The organism is Enterobacter sp. PL_is514 (assembly GCF_055816715.1).
This window is the reverse complement of record NZ_JBVPGN010000035.1, coordinates 185,474-200,395: the sequence shown is the minus strand read 5'-3', so window position 1 is coordinate 200,395 and position 14,922 is coordinate 185,474. Positions and strand designations below refer to the sequence as shown.

Sequence of the window (14,922 nt, the reverse complement as noted above, 5' to 3'; positions counted from 1 at the left end):
AGTAAAGATAATGTTTAACAATGAGAAATGCCAACAAAACTAGTAAGGTGAGCATTGGTTAAGCAGCGACGCTAGTGCATTTGTAGGTAAATATGTGTTGCTAAACAGCTCGTCGAGACGCTGATAATTAAACACCTCACTCTCTGAGCGTTGTCACAACAACCACAAAACACCGTTTCATTGCCGCTGGCCTTGCCCGGCGGCATCCTTTCCCCATGAATAACCTAAATTCTCTGCAGGAAATCGCACGCGCGATCCGCAACCTTATCCGCACCGGCATCGTGACCGACGTCGACCACGTCGAGGGGCTTTGTCGTGTCCAGACCGGCGGCATGGAAACCACCTGGCTGAACTGGCTTACCTGTCGCGCCGGTCGCTCGCGCGTATGGTGGGCTCCCTCCGTTGGTGAGCAGGTGCTTTTACTGGCTGTTGGCGGCGAGCTCGATACGGCGTTTGTGCTGCCCGGCATTTTCTCTGACGACCATCCCGCACCGTCTGCCTCCCCTGATGCGCTTCACGTGTCCTTTCCTGACGGGGCGGTTATCGAGTACGAGCCCGAAAACGGCGCGCTCACCGTATCCGGCATCAAAACCGCAGACGTCACCGCGTCGGATTCCATTACGGCCACTGTGCCGGTGGTGCTGGTGAAAGCGTCGAGCCGCATCACGCTCGATACGCCGGAGGTGGTTTGCACCAACAAGCTGACGACCGGCACGCTCGAAGTGCAGAAAGGCGGGAAAATGAGCGGGAACATCGAGCACACCGGCGGGACATTTAAATCAAACGGCGTGCAGGTGGATAACCACGCGCACGGCAACGTTCAGAGCGGCGGAAGCTGGACTAAGGGGACGCAATGACGGTGCGTTATCTGGGAATGAACAGTCAGACCGGCCTCAGTATCTCAGAGGTTGAGCATATCCGGCAAAGCGTGCGCGACATTCTGGTCACGCCGGTTGGCTCGCGCGTCATGCGTCGTGAATACGGCTCGCTCCTGTCGCAGATGATTGACCAGCCGCAGACCCCGGCGCTGCGCCTGCAGATTATGGCCGCGTGCTATTCCGCGATCCAGAAGTGGGAGCCCCGCGTCAGCCTGACGACCATCACCTTTGAACGGTCGGACACCGACGGCGGGCTGTATGTCGATATCACCGGCACGCGCTCAACCGGCGGCCAGCCTTTTTCCCTCACCATTCCACTGAGTTAAACGCTATGGCTATTGTTGACCTTAACCAGCTCGCCGCGCCCGACGTCGTGGAAGAACTGGACTATGAAACCATCCTGAGCGAACGAAAGGCGACACTCGTTTCGCTGTACCCGGAAGACCAGCAGGACGCTATCGCGCGCACGCTGGCGCTTGAGTCGGAGCCGCTGGTGAAGCTGCTGCAGGAAAACGCCTACCGGGAAGTTATCTGGCGACAGCGCGTTAACGAGTCCGCGCGCGCGGTCATGCTGGCCTATGCCGCCGGTGCTGACCTCGACCAGATAGGCGGAAATTACAACGTCCAGCGCCTTGTCATCACCCCTGCAGACGATACGACGTTACCGCCGACGCCTGCCGTGATGGAGTCGGACACCGACTACCGTCTGCGCATTCAGCAGGCATTCGAGGGGCTGAGTACCGCAGGCTCTACCGGCTCCTATCAGTTTCATGGTCGCAGCGCTGACGGGCGGGTCGCCGATATTTCGGTCATCAGCCCGGAGCCTGCGTGCGTCACGGTTACGGTGCTGTCACGCGAAAATAACGGCGTGGCGTCTGACGAGCTGCTCGCTGTCGTGCGCACCGCGCTCAACGATGAGGACGTCAGGCCGGTCGCTGACCGTGTGACCGTCCAGTCGGCGAACATAGTGGACTATAAAATCACCGCATCGCTTTACCTTTACCCAGGCCCCGAAAGCGAGCCGGTGCTCAGCGCTGCAAAAACTAAGCTGCAGGCGTATATCACCGCGCAGCACCGGCTCGGGCGCGATATCCGCAAATCGGCCATTTATGCCGCGCTCCACGTCGAGGGCGTGCAGCGCGTCGAGCTGGCCGAACCGGTGGCCGACATTGTGCTCGATGACACGCAGGCGTCATGGTGCAGCGACTACAGCGTCACCATAGGGGGTAACGATGAGTAATACCCGCCTGCTGCCGGTGGGCTCGTCACCGCTTGAGGTGGCGGCGGCGCGCGCCTGCGCAGAGATTGAAAATACCCCCGTCCCGCTGCGTCGCCTCTGGAGTCCTGACGACTGCCCGGCAAACCTGCTGCCGTGGCTGGCATGGGCGTTTTCCGTTGACCGCTGGGATGAGAACTGGCCGGAGGCCACAAAGCGGGATGTGATCCGCGCGGCGTGGTTTATCCATGCGCACAAAGGAACGATTGGGGCAGTGCGTCGCGTGGTGGAGCCGCTCGGCTATCTGATTAACGTGTCCGAGTGGTGGGAAACGAACGACCCACCCGGCACGTTTCGCCTCGATATCGGTGTGTTAGAGACCGGCATCACCGAGGAAATGTACTACGAAATGGAGCGGCTCATTGCGGATGCAAAGCCAGCCAGCCGCCATCTTATCGGCCTCAACATTATTCAGGATGTGCCGGGCTATCTCTACACCGGCGCGCTGACGTATGACGGCGACATCATCACGGTTTACCCGGATAAGTGAGAACATAATGACAGTAAAATATAAAACGGTCATCACCAAAGCCGGTGCGATTAAGCTTGCTGCAGCGACCGTCCCGAACGGGAAAAAAGTGAATTTTACGGCAATGGCCATCGGTGACGGTGGCGGCACATTGCCGGTGCCTGATGCCAGCCAGACAAAGCTCGTCAATGAAGTCTGGCGCTATGCACTGAACAAAATTAGCCTGGACAACAAGAATCAAAATTATGTGATCGCGGAGCTCGTCATTCCCCCTGAAACCGGCGGTTTCTGGATGCGCGAAATGGGGCTCTATGACGACACAGGCACGCTGATTGCTGTCGGCAACATGGCGGAAAGCTATAAGCCGGAGCTGGCTGAGGGGTCAGGACGTGCGCAGACCGTGCGTATGGTCATCATGGTAAGCGACATCGAGTCAGTCGAGCTGACGATTGACACCTCAACGGTGATGGCAACGCAGGACTATGTCGATGATAAGCTCGCGGAGCATGAGCAGTCCCGCCGTCATCCTGACGCCACGCTCACCGCAAAGGGTTTCACGCAGCTAAGCAGTGCGACAGACAGCGCGTCTGAGAGCGTCGCAGCGACGCCGAAAGCGGTCAAGGCGGCGTATGACCTTGCTAACGGTAAATACACGGCTCAGGACGCGACCACGGCGCAAAAGGGTATCGTCCAGCTGAGCAGCGCGACCGACAGCACGTCTGAGAGCGTCGCAGCGACGCCGAAAGCGGTCAAAGCGGCGTATGACCTTGCTAACGGGAAATATACGGCTCAGGACGCGACCACGGCGCAAAAGGGTATCGTCCAGCTCAGTAGCGCAACCGACAGCGCGTCTGAGTCGCTCGCGGCCACGCCAAAGGCCGTGAAGACGGTCAATGATGACGTTACAAAGCTCAAAAACAGCCTTGGTACCGCCGCGGGTAAAAATGTTCAGGAAAGCCGTGACGACATTACGCCGGGGCGCGTGCTGGTAAATGGCGGTGCGCTTGCGCTTCGGACTGTCGCAGCAGGAGCAGATAGAGAGATTAAAGACGCAAGCGGTCTGCCAGCTAACTCCGTGAGTTTTTGCTATGCCAGTGCGGCGTTTTCACCGGGCTATGAAGCCACCATTCTTGACGTGGGTGGTTTGGGCGGTGATGGCTATCGTGTGCAGTATGCCGCGTCCTATGCTGATGGCGGGAAGCGGCTTAAATTCCGCACCTTAAATGCTGATAACGGCTACTGGGGAGGCTGGACTAATGTTTTAACCCAATATGGCGGCAACGTCGATTATTTAGACGGCGCAAGTTACTACAAAACAAATCCAGCGGACTGGCCGGGTGTTGGCGCTTTTGCACATCAATACAGCAATCCGGTGGCACCGTTTACCATCCCGTTCGGTCGCTCAACGCCCAAGGGTGTATCTCAGTATCTTCCAATTATTAAAGGTATTTCCAGCACTCAGGAATATGGTTTTGGATCTGCTGTAAGCTTTGGAATTCTGCGCACAGGAAATAATGATTTCGGCTCTGCCGTCGTCCATATCATCGGTGACAATGGTTCCGGCGCTGTATATCAGTTTGATGCTAACGGTGTTTTTAATGCTCCGGGTCAGGTGTATAGCGGGGGGATTATTGGGGCTGCGGGGGATATTCGTTCTAACGGTGGCAGCCTGTATGCCGCCGGACAGGTTAGTGTGGGCGGGAATGTTGTCGCAGGTTCTGGCGTGTTTGAGTCAGGCGGCAATGTACGCGTTTATTCACCTAACAACCCCCCGCCGCGTGACCAGTACGCCGCGCCTAATACAGCCGGATTTAATGGTGCTGCCTTATGGTGGCGCTGCGGAAGTACAGGAAAAATGACGATGGCTGCTCAGGTCGGAGGGATACCAAACGGGGGGCGGGTTTACTTCCCAACCGCATTCCCGAATGTTTGTGCGTCAGTGGTTCCTACTCGTAATGAAGAGCCAGGAAACGGCGCTGCAATGCAGCCCTATAACGTTGACAGAACCGGGTTTAATTTGCGTATCTCTGGCGGTGGTACGGTCACACTGATGTATGTGGCGGAGGGATATTAAAAATGGGATATGTATATCGCGCCAGCACTGGCGGTTTTTATTGCGATGAACTGGAAGCCGTATATCGCAAGGCGGGAACGTGGCCGGGATTTTTCGTGCGTGTGTCGGATGAGGATTACCGCAACCTGATGGAAGGACTTTCACAGGGGAAAATGATTGTTCCGAACAAGCAGTGTTATCCGGTTCTACAGGAGCGTCCGGCTCCATCCCGTGACGAACTTATCGCAGAGGCGGAGGAAAAGCGCCGGGAGTTGATTGAGTCTGCGCTTCAGTCGATTTCCGTTATCCAGCTCAAGCAAATGAACGGGCGCAGTTTAACCGAAAAAGAAGTTACCAGGCTGAATGACGTGCTTGATTATATCGAAGCGCTTGAGGCGACCGAGACCGACCCCGCCCCGGATATTCACTGGCCTGAATTAGCCGCGTGACTTGAGCCCTCCACCCGGAGGGCTTTTGTTTGTTGTTTTATCCCTCCGCCAACGCCATTTCATCGCGCCTGCAGAATACACAACAGAAAATAGTCGCACCCCTTAACCACGGAGTTAAACAGATGGGCGACTATCATCACGGCGTCGAGGTCATCGAGATTAACGATGGCACGCGCACCATTTCCACCGTCTCAACGGCCATCATCGGCATGGTCTGCACGGCCAGCGATGCAGACGCAAAGACATTCCCCCTTAACGAGCCGGTGCTGATTACCAGCGTGCAAACGGCTATCGGTAAAGCCGGTAAAAAAGGCACGCTGGCAAAATCCCTGCAGGCCATCGCCGACCAGTGCAAACCGGTCATTGTGGTGGTGCGCGTTCCCGAAGGTATCGACGACCCGGACGACCCGGAAGCGGCGCAGAAAGAAACCATTTCCAACATCATCGGCACGACCGATGAGAACGGCAAATACACCGGGCTGAAAGCGCTGTTAACGGCGAAAACCGTCACCGGCGTTAAGCCGCGCATTCTCGGCGTGCCGGGGCTGGATACGCAGGAAGTGGCGACCGCACTTGCGTCAACCTGCCAGAGCCTGCGCGCGTTCGGCTATGTGAGCGCGTGGGGCTGCAAGACCATTTCCGATGCCATTAAATACCGTGAAAACTTCAGCCAGCGCGAGCTCATGGTCATTCACCCTGATTTTTTGGCATGGGACACCACGGCAAACGAAACCGATATTGCATGGGCGACCGCCCGCGCGCTCGGCCTGCGCGCCAAAATTGACCAGGAGACCGGCTGGCACAAAACGCTGTCCAACGTCGGCGTGAATGGCGTCACCGGCGTCAGTACCTCGGTCTCATGGGATTTGCAGGAGCAGGCCACCGACGCCAACCTGCTGAATCAGGCCGGGGTGACAACGCTCATCCGCAACGACGGCTTTAAATTCTGGGGCAACCGTACCTGCTCGGACGATCCGTTATTCGTATTTGAAAACTACACCCGCACGGCGCAGGTGCTGGCCGACACGATGGCGGAGGCGCACGCGTGGGCGATGGATAAGCCCGTTTCCGCAACGCTCATCCGCGACATCGTCGCCGGTATCAATGCCAAATTCCGCGAGTTGAAAAATAACGGTTATATCGTTGACGGCTCCTGCTGGTACGACCCGGAGTCAAACAGCGTGGAAACCCTCAAAGCCGGGAAGCTGTATATCGATTACGACTACACCCCCGTCCCGCCGCTGGAAAACCTGACCCTGCGCCAGCGCATCACCGATACCTATCTGGCCGACCTGTCAGACTCGGTCAACAGCTAAGGAGCTCAGAACATGGCGTTACCGCGCAAACTTAAATACCTGAACATGTTTAACGACGGACTCAGCTACATGGGCGTTGTTGAATCCGTCACCCTGCCAAAGCTGACCCGGAAGCTTGAGAAATATCGCGGCGGCGGGATGCCGGGCGCGGTGTCGATTGACCTCGGCCTCGACGACGACGCGCTGTCGCTTGAGTGGACGCTGGGCGGTCTGCCTGACGTTGAGCTGTGGGCGCAGTACGCGTCACCGGGCGCAGACAGCGTGCCGCTGCGCTTCACCGGCTCATTCCAGCGCGATGACACCGGCGCCATTTCTGCTGTTGAGGTGGTCATGCGTGGCCGTCACAAGGAGTACGACGGCGGCGAGAACAAACAGGGGGAAAGCGGCACGACCAAAATCGCGACCGAGTGCTCGTACTACCAGCTCACGATTGACGGCAAAGAGGTCATCGAGATTGACGTCATCAACATGGTGATGAAAGTCGACGGCGTCGACCGTCTGGCGGAGCACCGTAAGGCAATCGGCCTGTAACCCGTTAACCGGTCAGCCAGGCTGGCCGGTCACTTACTGAATTTCAGAGAGAGTAACATCATGGAAAACATCAACGAAACCGCCACCACCGAAACCGAAAACCCGAACATTGTGATCCTCGATAATCCAATCATGCGTGGTGAGCAAAAAATCGAACAGGTGACCGTGACCAAACCCAACGCCGGGACTCTGCGCGGTGTCAGTCTGGCCGCGCTGGCAAACTCTGACGTCGATGCGCTGATTAAGGTGCTGCCGCGAATGACGTACCCGGCGCTGACCGAGCCCGAGGTCATGCGTCTGGAAGCATCAGACCTGATTTTGTTCGCCGGTAAGGTGGTCGGTTTTTTGTCACCATCTTCGGCTCGCTGACTTTCCCGGATAACCTTTCGGTCGATGACCTGATGGCGGATATCGCGGTGATATTTCACTGGCCGCCATCAGAGCTGAATTCCCTGAGCGTGACCGAACTCATCACATGGCGCGAAAAGGCGCTGCAGCGAAGCGGACACCACCATGAGCAATAACGTCAGACTTGAGGTACTGCTGAACGCAGTTGACCGGGCAAGCAGACCGCTTAAAGCTATCCAGACTGCCAGCAAGACACTTGCTGGCGATATCCGCACTTCTCAAAACAGCCTGCGCGATCTGAATGCGCAGGCGTCCCGGATTGACGGATTCAGGAAAGCGAGCGCACAGCTTGCCGTGACAGGCCAGTCGCTTAACAAGGCCAAACAGGAAGCCGCCGCGCTGGCCGTGCAGTTTAAAAACACGCAGAACCCTACAACCGCGCAGACGCGGGCGATGGAAGCGGCGAAGAAATCCGCTGCTGACCTGCAGCTCAAATACAACAGCCTCAGGCAGTCGGTGCAGCGCCAGCGCACGGAGCTCGCGCAGGCTGGCATAAACACCAGAACGCTGTCCGCGGATGAGCGCCGCTTGAAAACCAGCATCAGTGAAACGAGTGCGCAACTAAACCGGCAACGTGATGCGCTGGCGCGCGTCAGCCAGCAACAGGCCAGACTCAGCGCGGTAAAAAGCCGCTATGGATCCGGGCAACAGCTCGCCGCCGGTGCGCGTAATGCCGGGATGGTGGGTGTCGGAGTGGCTACCGCCGGGCTTTATGGTGCGTCACGCTTTATTGCACCGGGCATCGGTTTTGACAAACAAATGTCAGGCACGCAGGCGATCCTTGGGCTCGATAAGGGCGACGACAAGCTCGCGGCCATTCGTCAACAGGCGCGCGATATCGGCGCGACTACGGCCTTTTCACCGGGTGATGTGGCGCGTACTCAGACCACGCTCGCGCGCTCGGGCTATAACGCCGATGACGTGCTGGCCGCGACCGGCTCGACCGTAAACCTGAGCCTTGCGGCCGACGTGGATATCGCAGAAGCCGCCGACATTATCACTAACATGCAGTCGGCATTTAACCTGCCTACCACTGAGATTGAGCGCGTCGCGGATGTGATGACGAAAGGTTTCACGTCATCAAATACCGGTCTCGTCGAGCTGGGCGAGGCGATGAAGTATGTCGCACCCATCGCAGAGGCTGCAGGGGGGAGCATTGAAGACACGACCGCCATGCTCGGCATTCTGGCGGATAACGGGATTAAAGGCTCGATGGCCGGTACGGGGGCTAGCGCCATTTTCAACCGCCTGCAAGCGCCAATGGGTAAGGCCGTTGAGGCTATTTCAGAATTAGGCGTGAAAACCCGCGACGGCAAAGGGAACATGCTGCCGGTCGAGAAAATCCTCAAAGATATTCATAAGTCCTTTGCTAAAAACAAGCTCGGTACGGCGGAGCAGGGCGAATATCTGAAAGTGATTTTCGGTGAAGAAGCCATGAAGGGCGCGATTAAACTTGTCGCCGCTGCCGGTGATGGCTCGCTCGATAACAAGCGCCAGCAAATCCGCGACTCAAAAGGCACGACAGAGCGCATTGCGACAATACAAACGGATAACCTCGACGGCGATCTGAAAAACCTGCAGTCAGCATGGGAAGACCTGCAGATTGAGGTTTTCGAAAAAGAAGACTCAGCACTGCGTCGCCTGACGGTTTCCGCGACAGACTGGCTCGGCAAGGTTGCCGCATGGGCGAAAGCAAACCCTGAACTGACGCAAACCCTGTTTAACCTTGTCGCCGGTGGGCTGGCGCTGGTCGGCGTGCTTGGCGGGATTGGGCTGATTGCATGGCCGGTCATTGCCGGGATAAACGGGATTATTGCTGCAGCCGGTCTGCTGAGTGTCGTTTTCACCACTGCCGGAAGTGCCATTGTCGCTGCAGTTAGCGCAATCAGTCTGCCGGTGGTGGCGGTGGTCGCTGCCGTGGTGGCCGGTGCGCTCCTGATTCGTAAATACTGGGAGCCAATAAGCGCATTCTTTTCCGGCGTGGTTGAGGGGCTTAAAGCGGCCTTTGCGCCGGTGGCGGAAATTTTCGCACCGCTCGCGCCGGTGTTTGATTCTTTCATGGAGAAATTGCGTGGAGTCTGGCAGTGGTTTAAAGACCTGATCGCACCGGTTAAGTCGACGCAGGAGACGCTCGACAGCTGCAAAAATGCGGGTGTGATGTTCGGTAAGGCGCTGGCCGATGCGCTGATGTTACCGCTCAAAAGCTTTAACACATTACGTACCGGCGTTATCTGGCTGCTGGAAAAGCTCGGGGTTATCAATAAAGAATCGACCGACCTCGACCAGAAGGCCACAAAAGCCAATGTTGCCACCGGCTCGCAAAATAAATCTTATATTCCGGCAACCTCAACATATGGCGGTTATCAGTATCAGCCAGTTACGGTGCCCACTGGTAAGACTTACGTCGACCAGAGTAAGCCAGAATATAACATCAACCTGAATGGTGGCATCGCGCCGGGCAGCGACCTCGACCGTCAGCTGCGTGAGGCTGTCGATAAACTCGACCGTGAAAACCGTGCGCGTCAGCGCTCAAGTATGCGTCATGACTGAGGGGGATAAAGCATGTTGATGGTTTTAGGTTTGTTTGTGTTTGAGCGCCGCACGCTGCCCTATCAGTCTATGCAGTATTCGAAGGATTACCGCTGGGCGTCAAACGACCGTATCGGAAAGCCACCGGCTTACCAGTATCTCGGGGAAGGGGAAACCACGCGCACGCTGTCGGGTGTGCTCTATCCCGAAATTACCGGCGGACGCCTGTCACTGACCGCCATCGAGCTGATGGCAGACGAGGGGCGCGCGTGGCCGCTGATTGACGGAACGGGCATGATCCACGGCATGTATGTCATCGACAAAGTGACGCACACGCACACCGAGCTATTCAGCGACGGAGCGGCGAGAAAAATCGAGTTTAGCCTGTCCCTTAAGCGGGTCGATAAATCGCTGGCGGCCATTTATGGCGACCTGAAAACGCAGGCCGGCAATCTGGTCACGTCTACCGGTGACTGGCTGGGAGGGCTGGCAGGATGATTACGGGAATGGATATTCAGGCCGGGGCGAAGATTGCCCCGGCGTTTATGCTCAAGCTGGATAACGACGATATCACGCAGGATTTTAGTGACCGCCTTATCAGCCTGACCATGACCGATAATCGCGGATTCGAGGCCGACCAGCTCGATATCGAGCTCGATGACACCGACGGCCAGATAGCAATGCCACCGCGCGGAGCAACCTTGACGCTGTGGTTAGGCTGGCAGGATTCAGCGCTGATAAAAAAAGGGACGTTCACGGTCGACGAAATCGAGCACAGGGGTGCGCCTGATATGCTGACCATCAGGGGACGCAGCGCCGATTTTCGTGGGACGCTGAACTCGCGCCGGGAACAGTCATGGCATGACACCACGCTCGGGCAAATTGTTGAGACGATTGCGGCACGCAATAAACTGACGGCCAGCGTGGCCGACACGCTGAAAGTCGTCGCAGTGCCTCACATTGACCAGTCGCAGGAATCCGACGCAGTGTTTCTGTCCCGCCTGGCTGACCGGAACGGGGCGTCGGTTTCGGTAAAAGCGGGGAAACTGTTATTCCTGAAAGCGGGGACCGGTAAGACGGCCAGCGGGAAGCCCATTCCGCAAATGACGCTTGAGCGCGGCGACGGCGATAGCCATCAGTTTGCCATTGCTGACCGGGAGGCGTACACCGGCGTGTCGGCAAAATGGCTGCACACCAAAGACCCGAAGCCGCAAAAGCAAAAGGTGAAGCTCAGGCGTAAGCCCAAAGAGAAGCACCTCCGCGCGCTGCAGCACCCGAAAGCGACCAAAGCCCCGGTAAAGGCCAAAGCCAAAAAAGAGCAGGAAGCGCGCGAGGGTGAGTATATGGCCGGTGAGGCTGACAACGTGCTGGAGCTTACAACCATCTACGCGACAAAGGCGCAGGCCATGCGCGCCGCTCAGGCGAAGTGGGACAAGCTGCAGCGAGGTGTCGCGGAGTTTTCAATCTCGCTGGCGATAGGCCGGGCAGATTTATTTCCTGAAACGCCAATCGCGGTGAGAGGGTTTAAGCGCGTCATAGACGATCAGGCGTGGATAATTAGTCGGGTGGTGCATAACCTCAACGGGAACGGCTACACGACGGGCTTAGAGCTTGAGGTTAAGGTTTCGGATGTGGAGTATGAAAGCGAAGAATTAACGCAATGATTTATAATTAACTATTTGTTATGTAAGGATAAAGTGAGTAAAATTAACGCATCGGAAATTAAATGAGGTGCTCGACATGTTTCACTGTCCAAAATGCCATTTCGCCGCTCACGCCCGCACAAGTCGCTATTTTACTGACACGACCAAAGAGCGGTATCACCAGTGCACAAACATCAACTGCAGCGCGACGTTTGTGACCACCGAAACGGTCGAGCGCTTTATCGTATCGCCGGGCGTTGTAGTACCTGCGGCACCGCACCCGACATCATCAGGACAGCAACAAATCCACTGGCAGTGAACAAAAGCTACCCCCGCGATTGCGGGGGTTTTTGAATCTTTTACATTTTTACTATTAAAAACGCTCGTCCGTAAAGTGCAAAGAACGGAGATTACTAAGACCGCACTATGCTGCTTTTTTGAGGAGCGCAACAAAAATCTGAATAAATGAAAAAGTATTTTTGAAGTTGGCTTCAGAAAACTGCATGATGTTCTTACGAAAACCGTTCTGGTTTAGGTTAAGTTTAACGGTTGCTAAAGTTTAAGATGATAGTCAATAAGGAAAACTGATGAATCTCGGTATTGTTATTGGTGTTGAAAAATATAAAATTGATCTTTACGACGATCTTAAAGCCTGCAAAAATGACGCTAAAATCTTCAAGGATGTTTTAGAAAACGTTAAGGCATTTGACGAAATACTCTATTTAAATAATGATGAATCCGGTACTTCGATAAAAAGAAGTATCGCAGATTTCATTGAGAAATATAAGGATAAGGATGTTGCAGAGTTTTTATTTTATTTTAGTGGTCATGGCGAAAGATTTGAAGAGGATTTTTTCTATTTACCTTCCGATTTTGATAATAAAAAAAGAGAAACAACAGGGTTACGAAATTCCGAACTTGATGAGTGGATGAAATCCATTTCTCCGAAACTATGTGTAAAAATTGTTGATGCTTGTTTCAGTGGGACTCAGTATATAAAAAGTGAGTCAAGCGCAGAGCAGAATTTAAGAAAGTCAGCAAAAAAATATGGTTTAAACGATATCTATTTCTGGTTTTCTTCTCGAGATGATGAAGTTTCCTATGCTGGAACAGAAATTAGTCGCTTTACAGAAAGTATTCTAACTTCATTGCTTGAAAGAGATGGAGACGTGCGCTATAGAGAAATAATGGATGCGGTTGCTGATGATTTTTCTAATTCTGGCAGTTCCTCACCTATTTTTGTCACTCAATCTAGTAATTTAGAAAAATTTGGATTGATTACAAATGATACACATCAACTAATTTATAAAGCTTTCGGCATCACTTCCGATGATGATATAAAAGGTAATGAAACTGGAGAGGATTTACTACCATTAGAAGCAAACACCCAACCCATCCTTAATGTTTATGATTTGGTATCAAAAAAATCAAAAGAAGTTTGTTTTGATGAAGATACGTTATCTTCTTTTATCAGTGATTTTAACTCACGACTATCATCGTGGAATGATGATATTAAAAAATTATATACAATTACTGTTGATGCTTCGGTTTCAACTTACAACATCCCAAATAAAATAAAATTGGGGGAATGGCTTGAAAAAAACAAAGAAAAAAAATATTTCGCAAGTGCAACTTTCGCTATAGAAGAATATCAGTCAGAAGAATATAAAGCGTTACCTAAAAAACCAAAATCAGGTTATTCGTCTATTATAGAGCGAATGGGGATATTCGGTGGGCTTGAAGATGAAATTGAATACAAATTAGAAAAAGTAACAAAAGAAAAAAGTTATGTTGACGGTTTTCAGTACAATCACTTTTTGGGGAATAGGATTTTGCAAATATCTTTTGAACCATTGTTTGAAATAATTGAGCCGATCTGTATATATGTGGTCCCATTCTACTCCAACAGGGATGTTACAATAAATTTCTCTTACGAGTTTCTGAAAAGACGGAGTTGGGGAGAGTATTTCAATCCGGAATGCAATAGGTGGAGAAACATTAAAGTCAATATTAATACAAAGGATGCAGCTAACACAGCAGCCGAACATATTCAAAAAGAAGTGAAAGGATGGTTAGAAGATAATATCAGCAAGACTATCGAGTATTGATACTATTAATCAACCCGCTTTGAGAACCGCTTATCGCTCATCAATTACGATAAAGAGCATTCCTGTTGCACATTATAAATGCTCTTTAACATAACTGGCAGTTCACAACAGAAGCCCCGCTTATACGGGGCTTTAGATTTGATGTGGTCGATATGTGGACGAAAACTGAAATAAATCCTTTTTTTTCAGTATGTTGAAGTTCTTAAAAAAGCTCCTGCGGGAGCTTTTTTCATTCTGTTTGACAACGCCTCACCATTTAGTTGTATAGTACAACTAAATGGTGAGGACAGAACATGCACAGCGAAACCCCGGTAGTCAGCGTTATTCGACGTTCCTCGCGCCTCATGGTGCGAGAGTTAGGTTTTATGGGTTCTACCCTGGCTTCAACGAGCTACTCACCTTCGGCCGTCCATACCCTGGTCGAAATCGCCTTACGCAAACAGATGACGGCGAGTCAGCTGGTGCAACTGCTGGGCCTGGAAAAGTCCAGCGTCAGCCGGATGCTTGCTCGCCTGATTGCCGCGGGCGAACTCGAGGAAGTTATTTCTGCTGAGGATGCGAGAGCAAAGAGCCTCAGGCTGACCGCGAAAGGTCACGAGACGGTCAGCAAAATTAATGCCTTCAGCAATGAGCGCGTGGTCTCAGCAATAAAATGTCTTGCTCCTGCCCAGCAGCAGACCATTTCGGAGGGGCTCACCCTTTATGCCAATGCGCTGCAGGCATGCCGTGAGTCGGGCAACGAGACGCACCCTGATGAGCTTACGATAGTGCAGGGGTATATCCCCGGCATGATTGGCCGTATAGCGGAAATGCACGGGAGTTATTACGCTCGTGAACATCATTTTGGCCGCTTTTTTGAGGCCAAAGTGGCGACGGGACTCGCAGAATTTAGTGAACGGTTGGATAAGCCGTGCAACCAGATCTGGCTGGCAATGATGAACGGCAGGATAGTGGGGTCAGTGGCGATCGATGGCGAGGATCTGGCGCCGGGTGAAGCCCATCTTCGCTGGTTTATTCTTGACGATGGCTGTCGGGGACACGGCGTGGGGAAAAAACTGCTGAATGAAGCGATGCGGTTCTGCGATAGCGCCGGTTTTTCAGCCGTGCACCTCTGGACATTCAATAAGCTTACCGCCGCCCGGCGTCTGTACGAGTCGTTTGGGTTTACGCTGGTAAAAGAGTGGGAAGGCGACCAGTGGGGAAGCCTGATTACAGAGCAGCAGTTTACCCGGTATAAAGACGCACAACCGGCGCTATAAAAA

General features: G+C 53.7%; 16 protein-coding genes. All 16 read left to right on the top strand.

The features are described from left to right. The first annotated feature begins 215 nt into the window (after positions 1-215). Complete coding sequence (locus AC0TNG_RS19760; RefSeq protein WP_473712679.1) at positions 216-857, top strand: phage baseplate assembly protein V; 642 nt, start codon at positions 216-218, stop codon at positions 855-857. Further along, complete coding sequence (locus AC0TNG_RS19755) at positions 854-1,204, top strand: GPW/gp25 family protein (RefSeq protein ID WP_023209066.1); 351 nt, start codon at positions 854-856, stop codon at positions 1,202-1,204. The genes AC0TNG_RS19760 and AC0TNG_RS19755 overlap by 4 nt, the downstream gene beginning before the upstream one ends. Positions 1,205-1,209: 5 nt before the next feature. After that, positions 1,210-2,118, top strand: coding sequence for a baseplate assembly protein (locus AC0TNG_RS19750; protein ID WP_473712678.1), 909 nt, complete (start codon positions 1,210-1,212; stop codon positions 2,116-2,118). Beyond that, positions 2,111-2,644, top strand: a complete 534-nt coding sequence (locus AC0TNG_RS19745; protein ID WP_047749182.1) for a phage tail protein I — start codon at positions 2,111-2,113, stop codon at positions 2,642-2,644. The genes AC0TNG_RS19750 and AC0TNG_RS19745 overlap by 8 nt, the downstream gene beginning before the upstream one ends. Positions 2,645-2,651: 7 nt before the next feature. Continuing rightward, positions 2,652-4,697 carry a phage tail-collar fiber domain-containing protein gene (locus AC0TNG_RS19740; RefSeq protein ID WP_473712709.1) on the top strand — a complete coding sequence of 682 codons (2,046 nt, stop codon included), beginning with the start codon at positions 2,652-2,654 and terminating at the stop codon, positions 4,695-4,697. A 2-nt stretch (positions 4,698-4,699) separates the two neighbouring features. Further along, positions 4,700-5,125 (top strand): tail fiber assembly protein, encoded by a 426-nt coding sequence (locus AC0TNG_RS19735; RefSeq protein ID WP_473712677.1) that lies wholly within the window; start codon positions 4,700-4,702, stop codon positions 5,123-5,125. 122 nt (positions 5,126-5,247) lie between these two features. Further along, positions 5,248-6,441 carry a phage tail sheath protein gene (locus AC0TNG_RS19730; RefSeq protein ID WP_473712676.1) on the top strand — a complete coding sequence of 398 codons (1,194 nt, stop codon included), beginning with the start codon at positions 5,248-5,250 and terminating at the stop codon, positions 6,439-6,441. A 12-nt stretch (positions 6,442-6,453) separates the two neighbouring features. Next, positions 6,454-6,972 carry a phage major tail tube protein gene (locus tag AC0TNG_RS19725; RefSeq protein ID WP_323696422.1) on the top strand — a complete coding sequence of 173 codons (519 nt, stop codon included), beginning with the start codon at positions 6,454-6,456 and terminating at the stop codon, positions 6,970-6,972. A gap of 60 nt (positions 6,973-7,032) precedes the next feature. After that, positions 7,033-7,341 (top strand): phage tail assembly protein, encoded by a 309-nt coding sequence (locus AC0TNG_RS19720; RefSeq protein ID WP_473712675.1) that lies wholly within the window; start codon positions 7,033-7,035, stop codon positions 7,339-7,341. Continuing rightward, positions 7,338-7,496 carry a GpE family phage tail protein gene (locus AC0TNG_RS19715; RefSeq protein ID WP_240326290.1) on the top strand — a complete coding sequence of 53 codons (159 nt, stop codon included), beginning with the start codon at positions 7,338-7,340 and terminating at the stop codon, positions 7,494-7,496. The genes AC0TNG_RS19720 and AC0TNG_RS19715 overlap by 4 nt, the downstream gene beginning before the upstream one ends. Then, positions 7,486-9,930 carry a phage tail tape measure protein gene (locus AC0TNG_RS19710; protein ID WP_473712674.1) on the top strand — a complete coding sequence of 815 codons (2,445 nt, stop codon included), beginning with the start codon at positions 7,486-7,488 and terminating at the stop codon, positions 9,928-9,930. Before AC0TNG_RS19715 ends, AC0TNG_RS19710 begins: the two co-directional genes overlap by 11 nt. A gap of 12 nt (positions 9,931-9,942) precedes the next feature. Next, on the top strand, positions 9,943-10,407 hold the full coding sequence (locus AC0TNG_RS19705; protein ID WP_473712673.1) for a phage tail protein: 465 nt from the start codon (positions 9,943-9,945) through the stop codon (positions 10,405-10,407). After that, positions 10,404-11,573 (top strand): phage late control D family protein, encoded by a 1,170-nt coding sequence (locus tag AC0TNG_RS19700; protein ID WP_473712672.1) that lies wholly within the window; start codon positions 10,404-10,406, stop codon positions 11,571-11,573. Before AC0TNG_RS19705 ends, AC0TNG_RS19700 begins: the two co-directional genes overlap by 4 nt. A 76-nt stretch (positions 11,574-11,649) precedes the next feature. After that, positions 11,650-11,871, top strand: a complete 222-nt coding sequence (locus tag AC0TNG_RS19695; RefSeq protein ID WP_014884122.1) for a DNA-binding transcriptional regulator — start codon at positions 11,650-11,652, stop codon at positions 11,869-11,871. Positions 11,872-12,139: 268 nt separating this feature from the next. Next, entirely contained in the window at positions 12,140-13,660 is a 1,521-nt protein-coding gene (locus AC0TNG_RS19690) for a caspase family protein (protein WP_473712671.1), read from the top strand. Positions 13,661-13,953: 293 nt separating this feature from the next. Further along, positions 13,954-14,919, top strand: coding sequence for a bifunctional helix-turn-helix transcriptional regulator/GNAT family N-acetyltransferase (locus tag AC0TNG_RS19685; RefSeq protein ID WP_473712670.1), 966 nt, complete (start codon positions 13,954-13,956; stop codon positions 14,917-14,919). Positions 14,920-14,922: the final 3 nt, after the last annotated feature.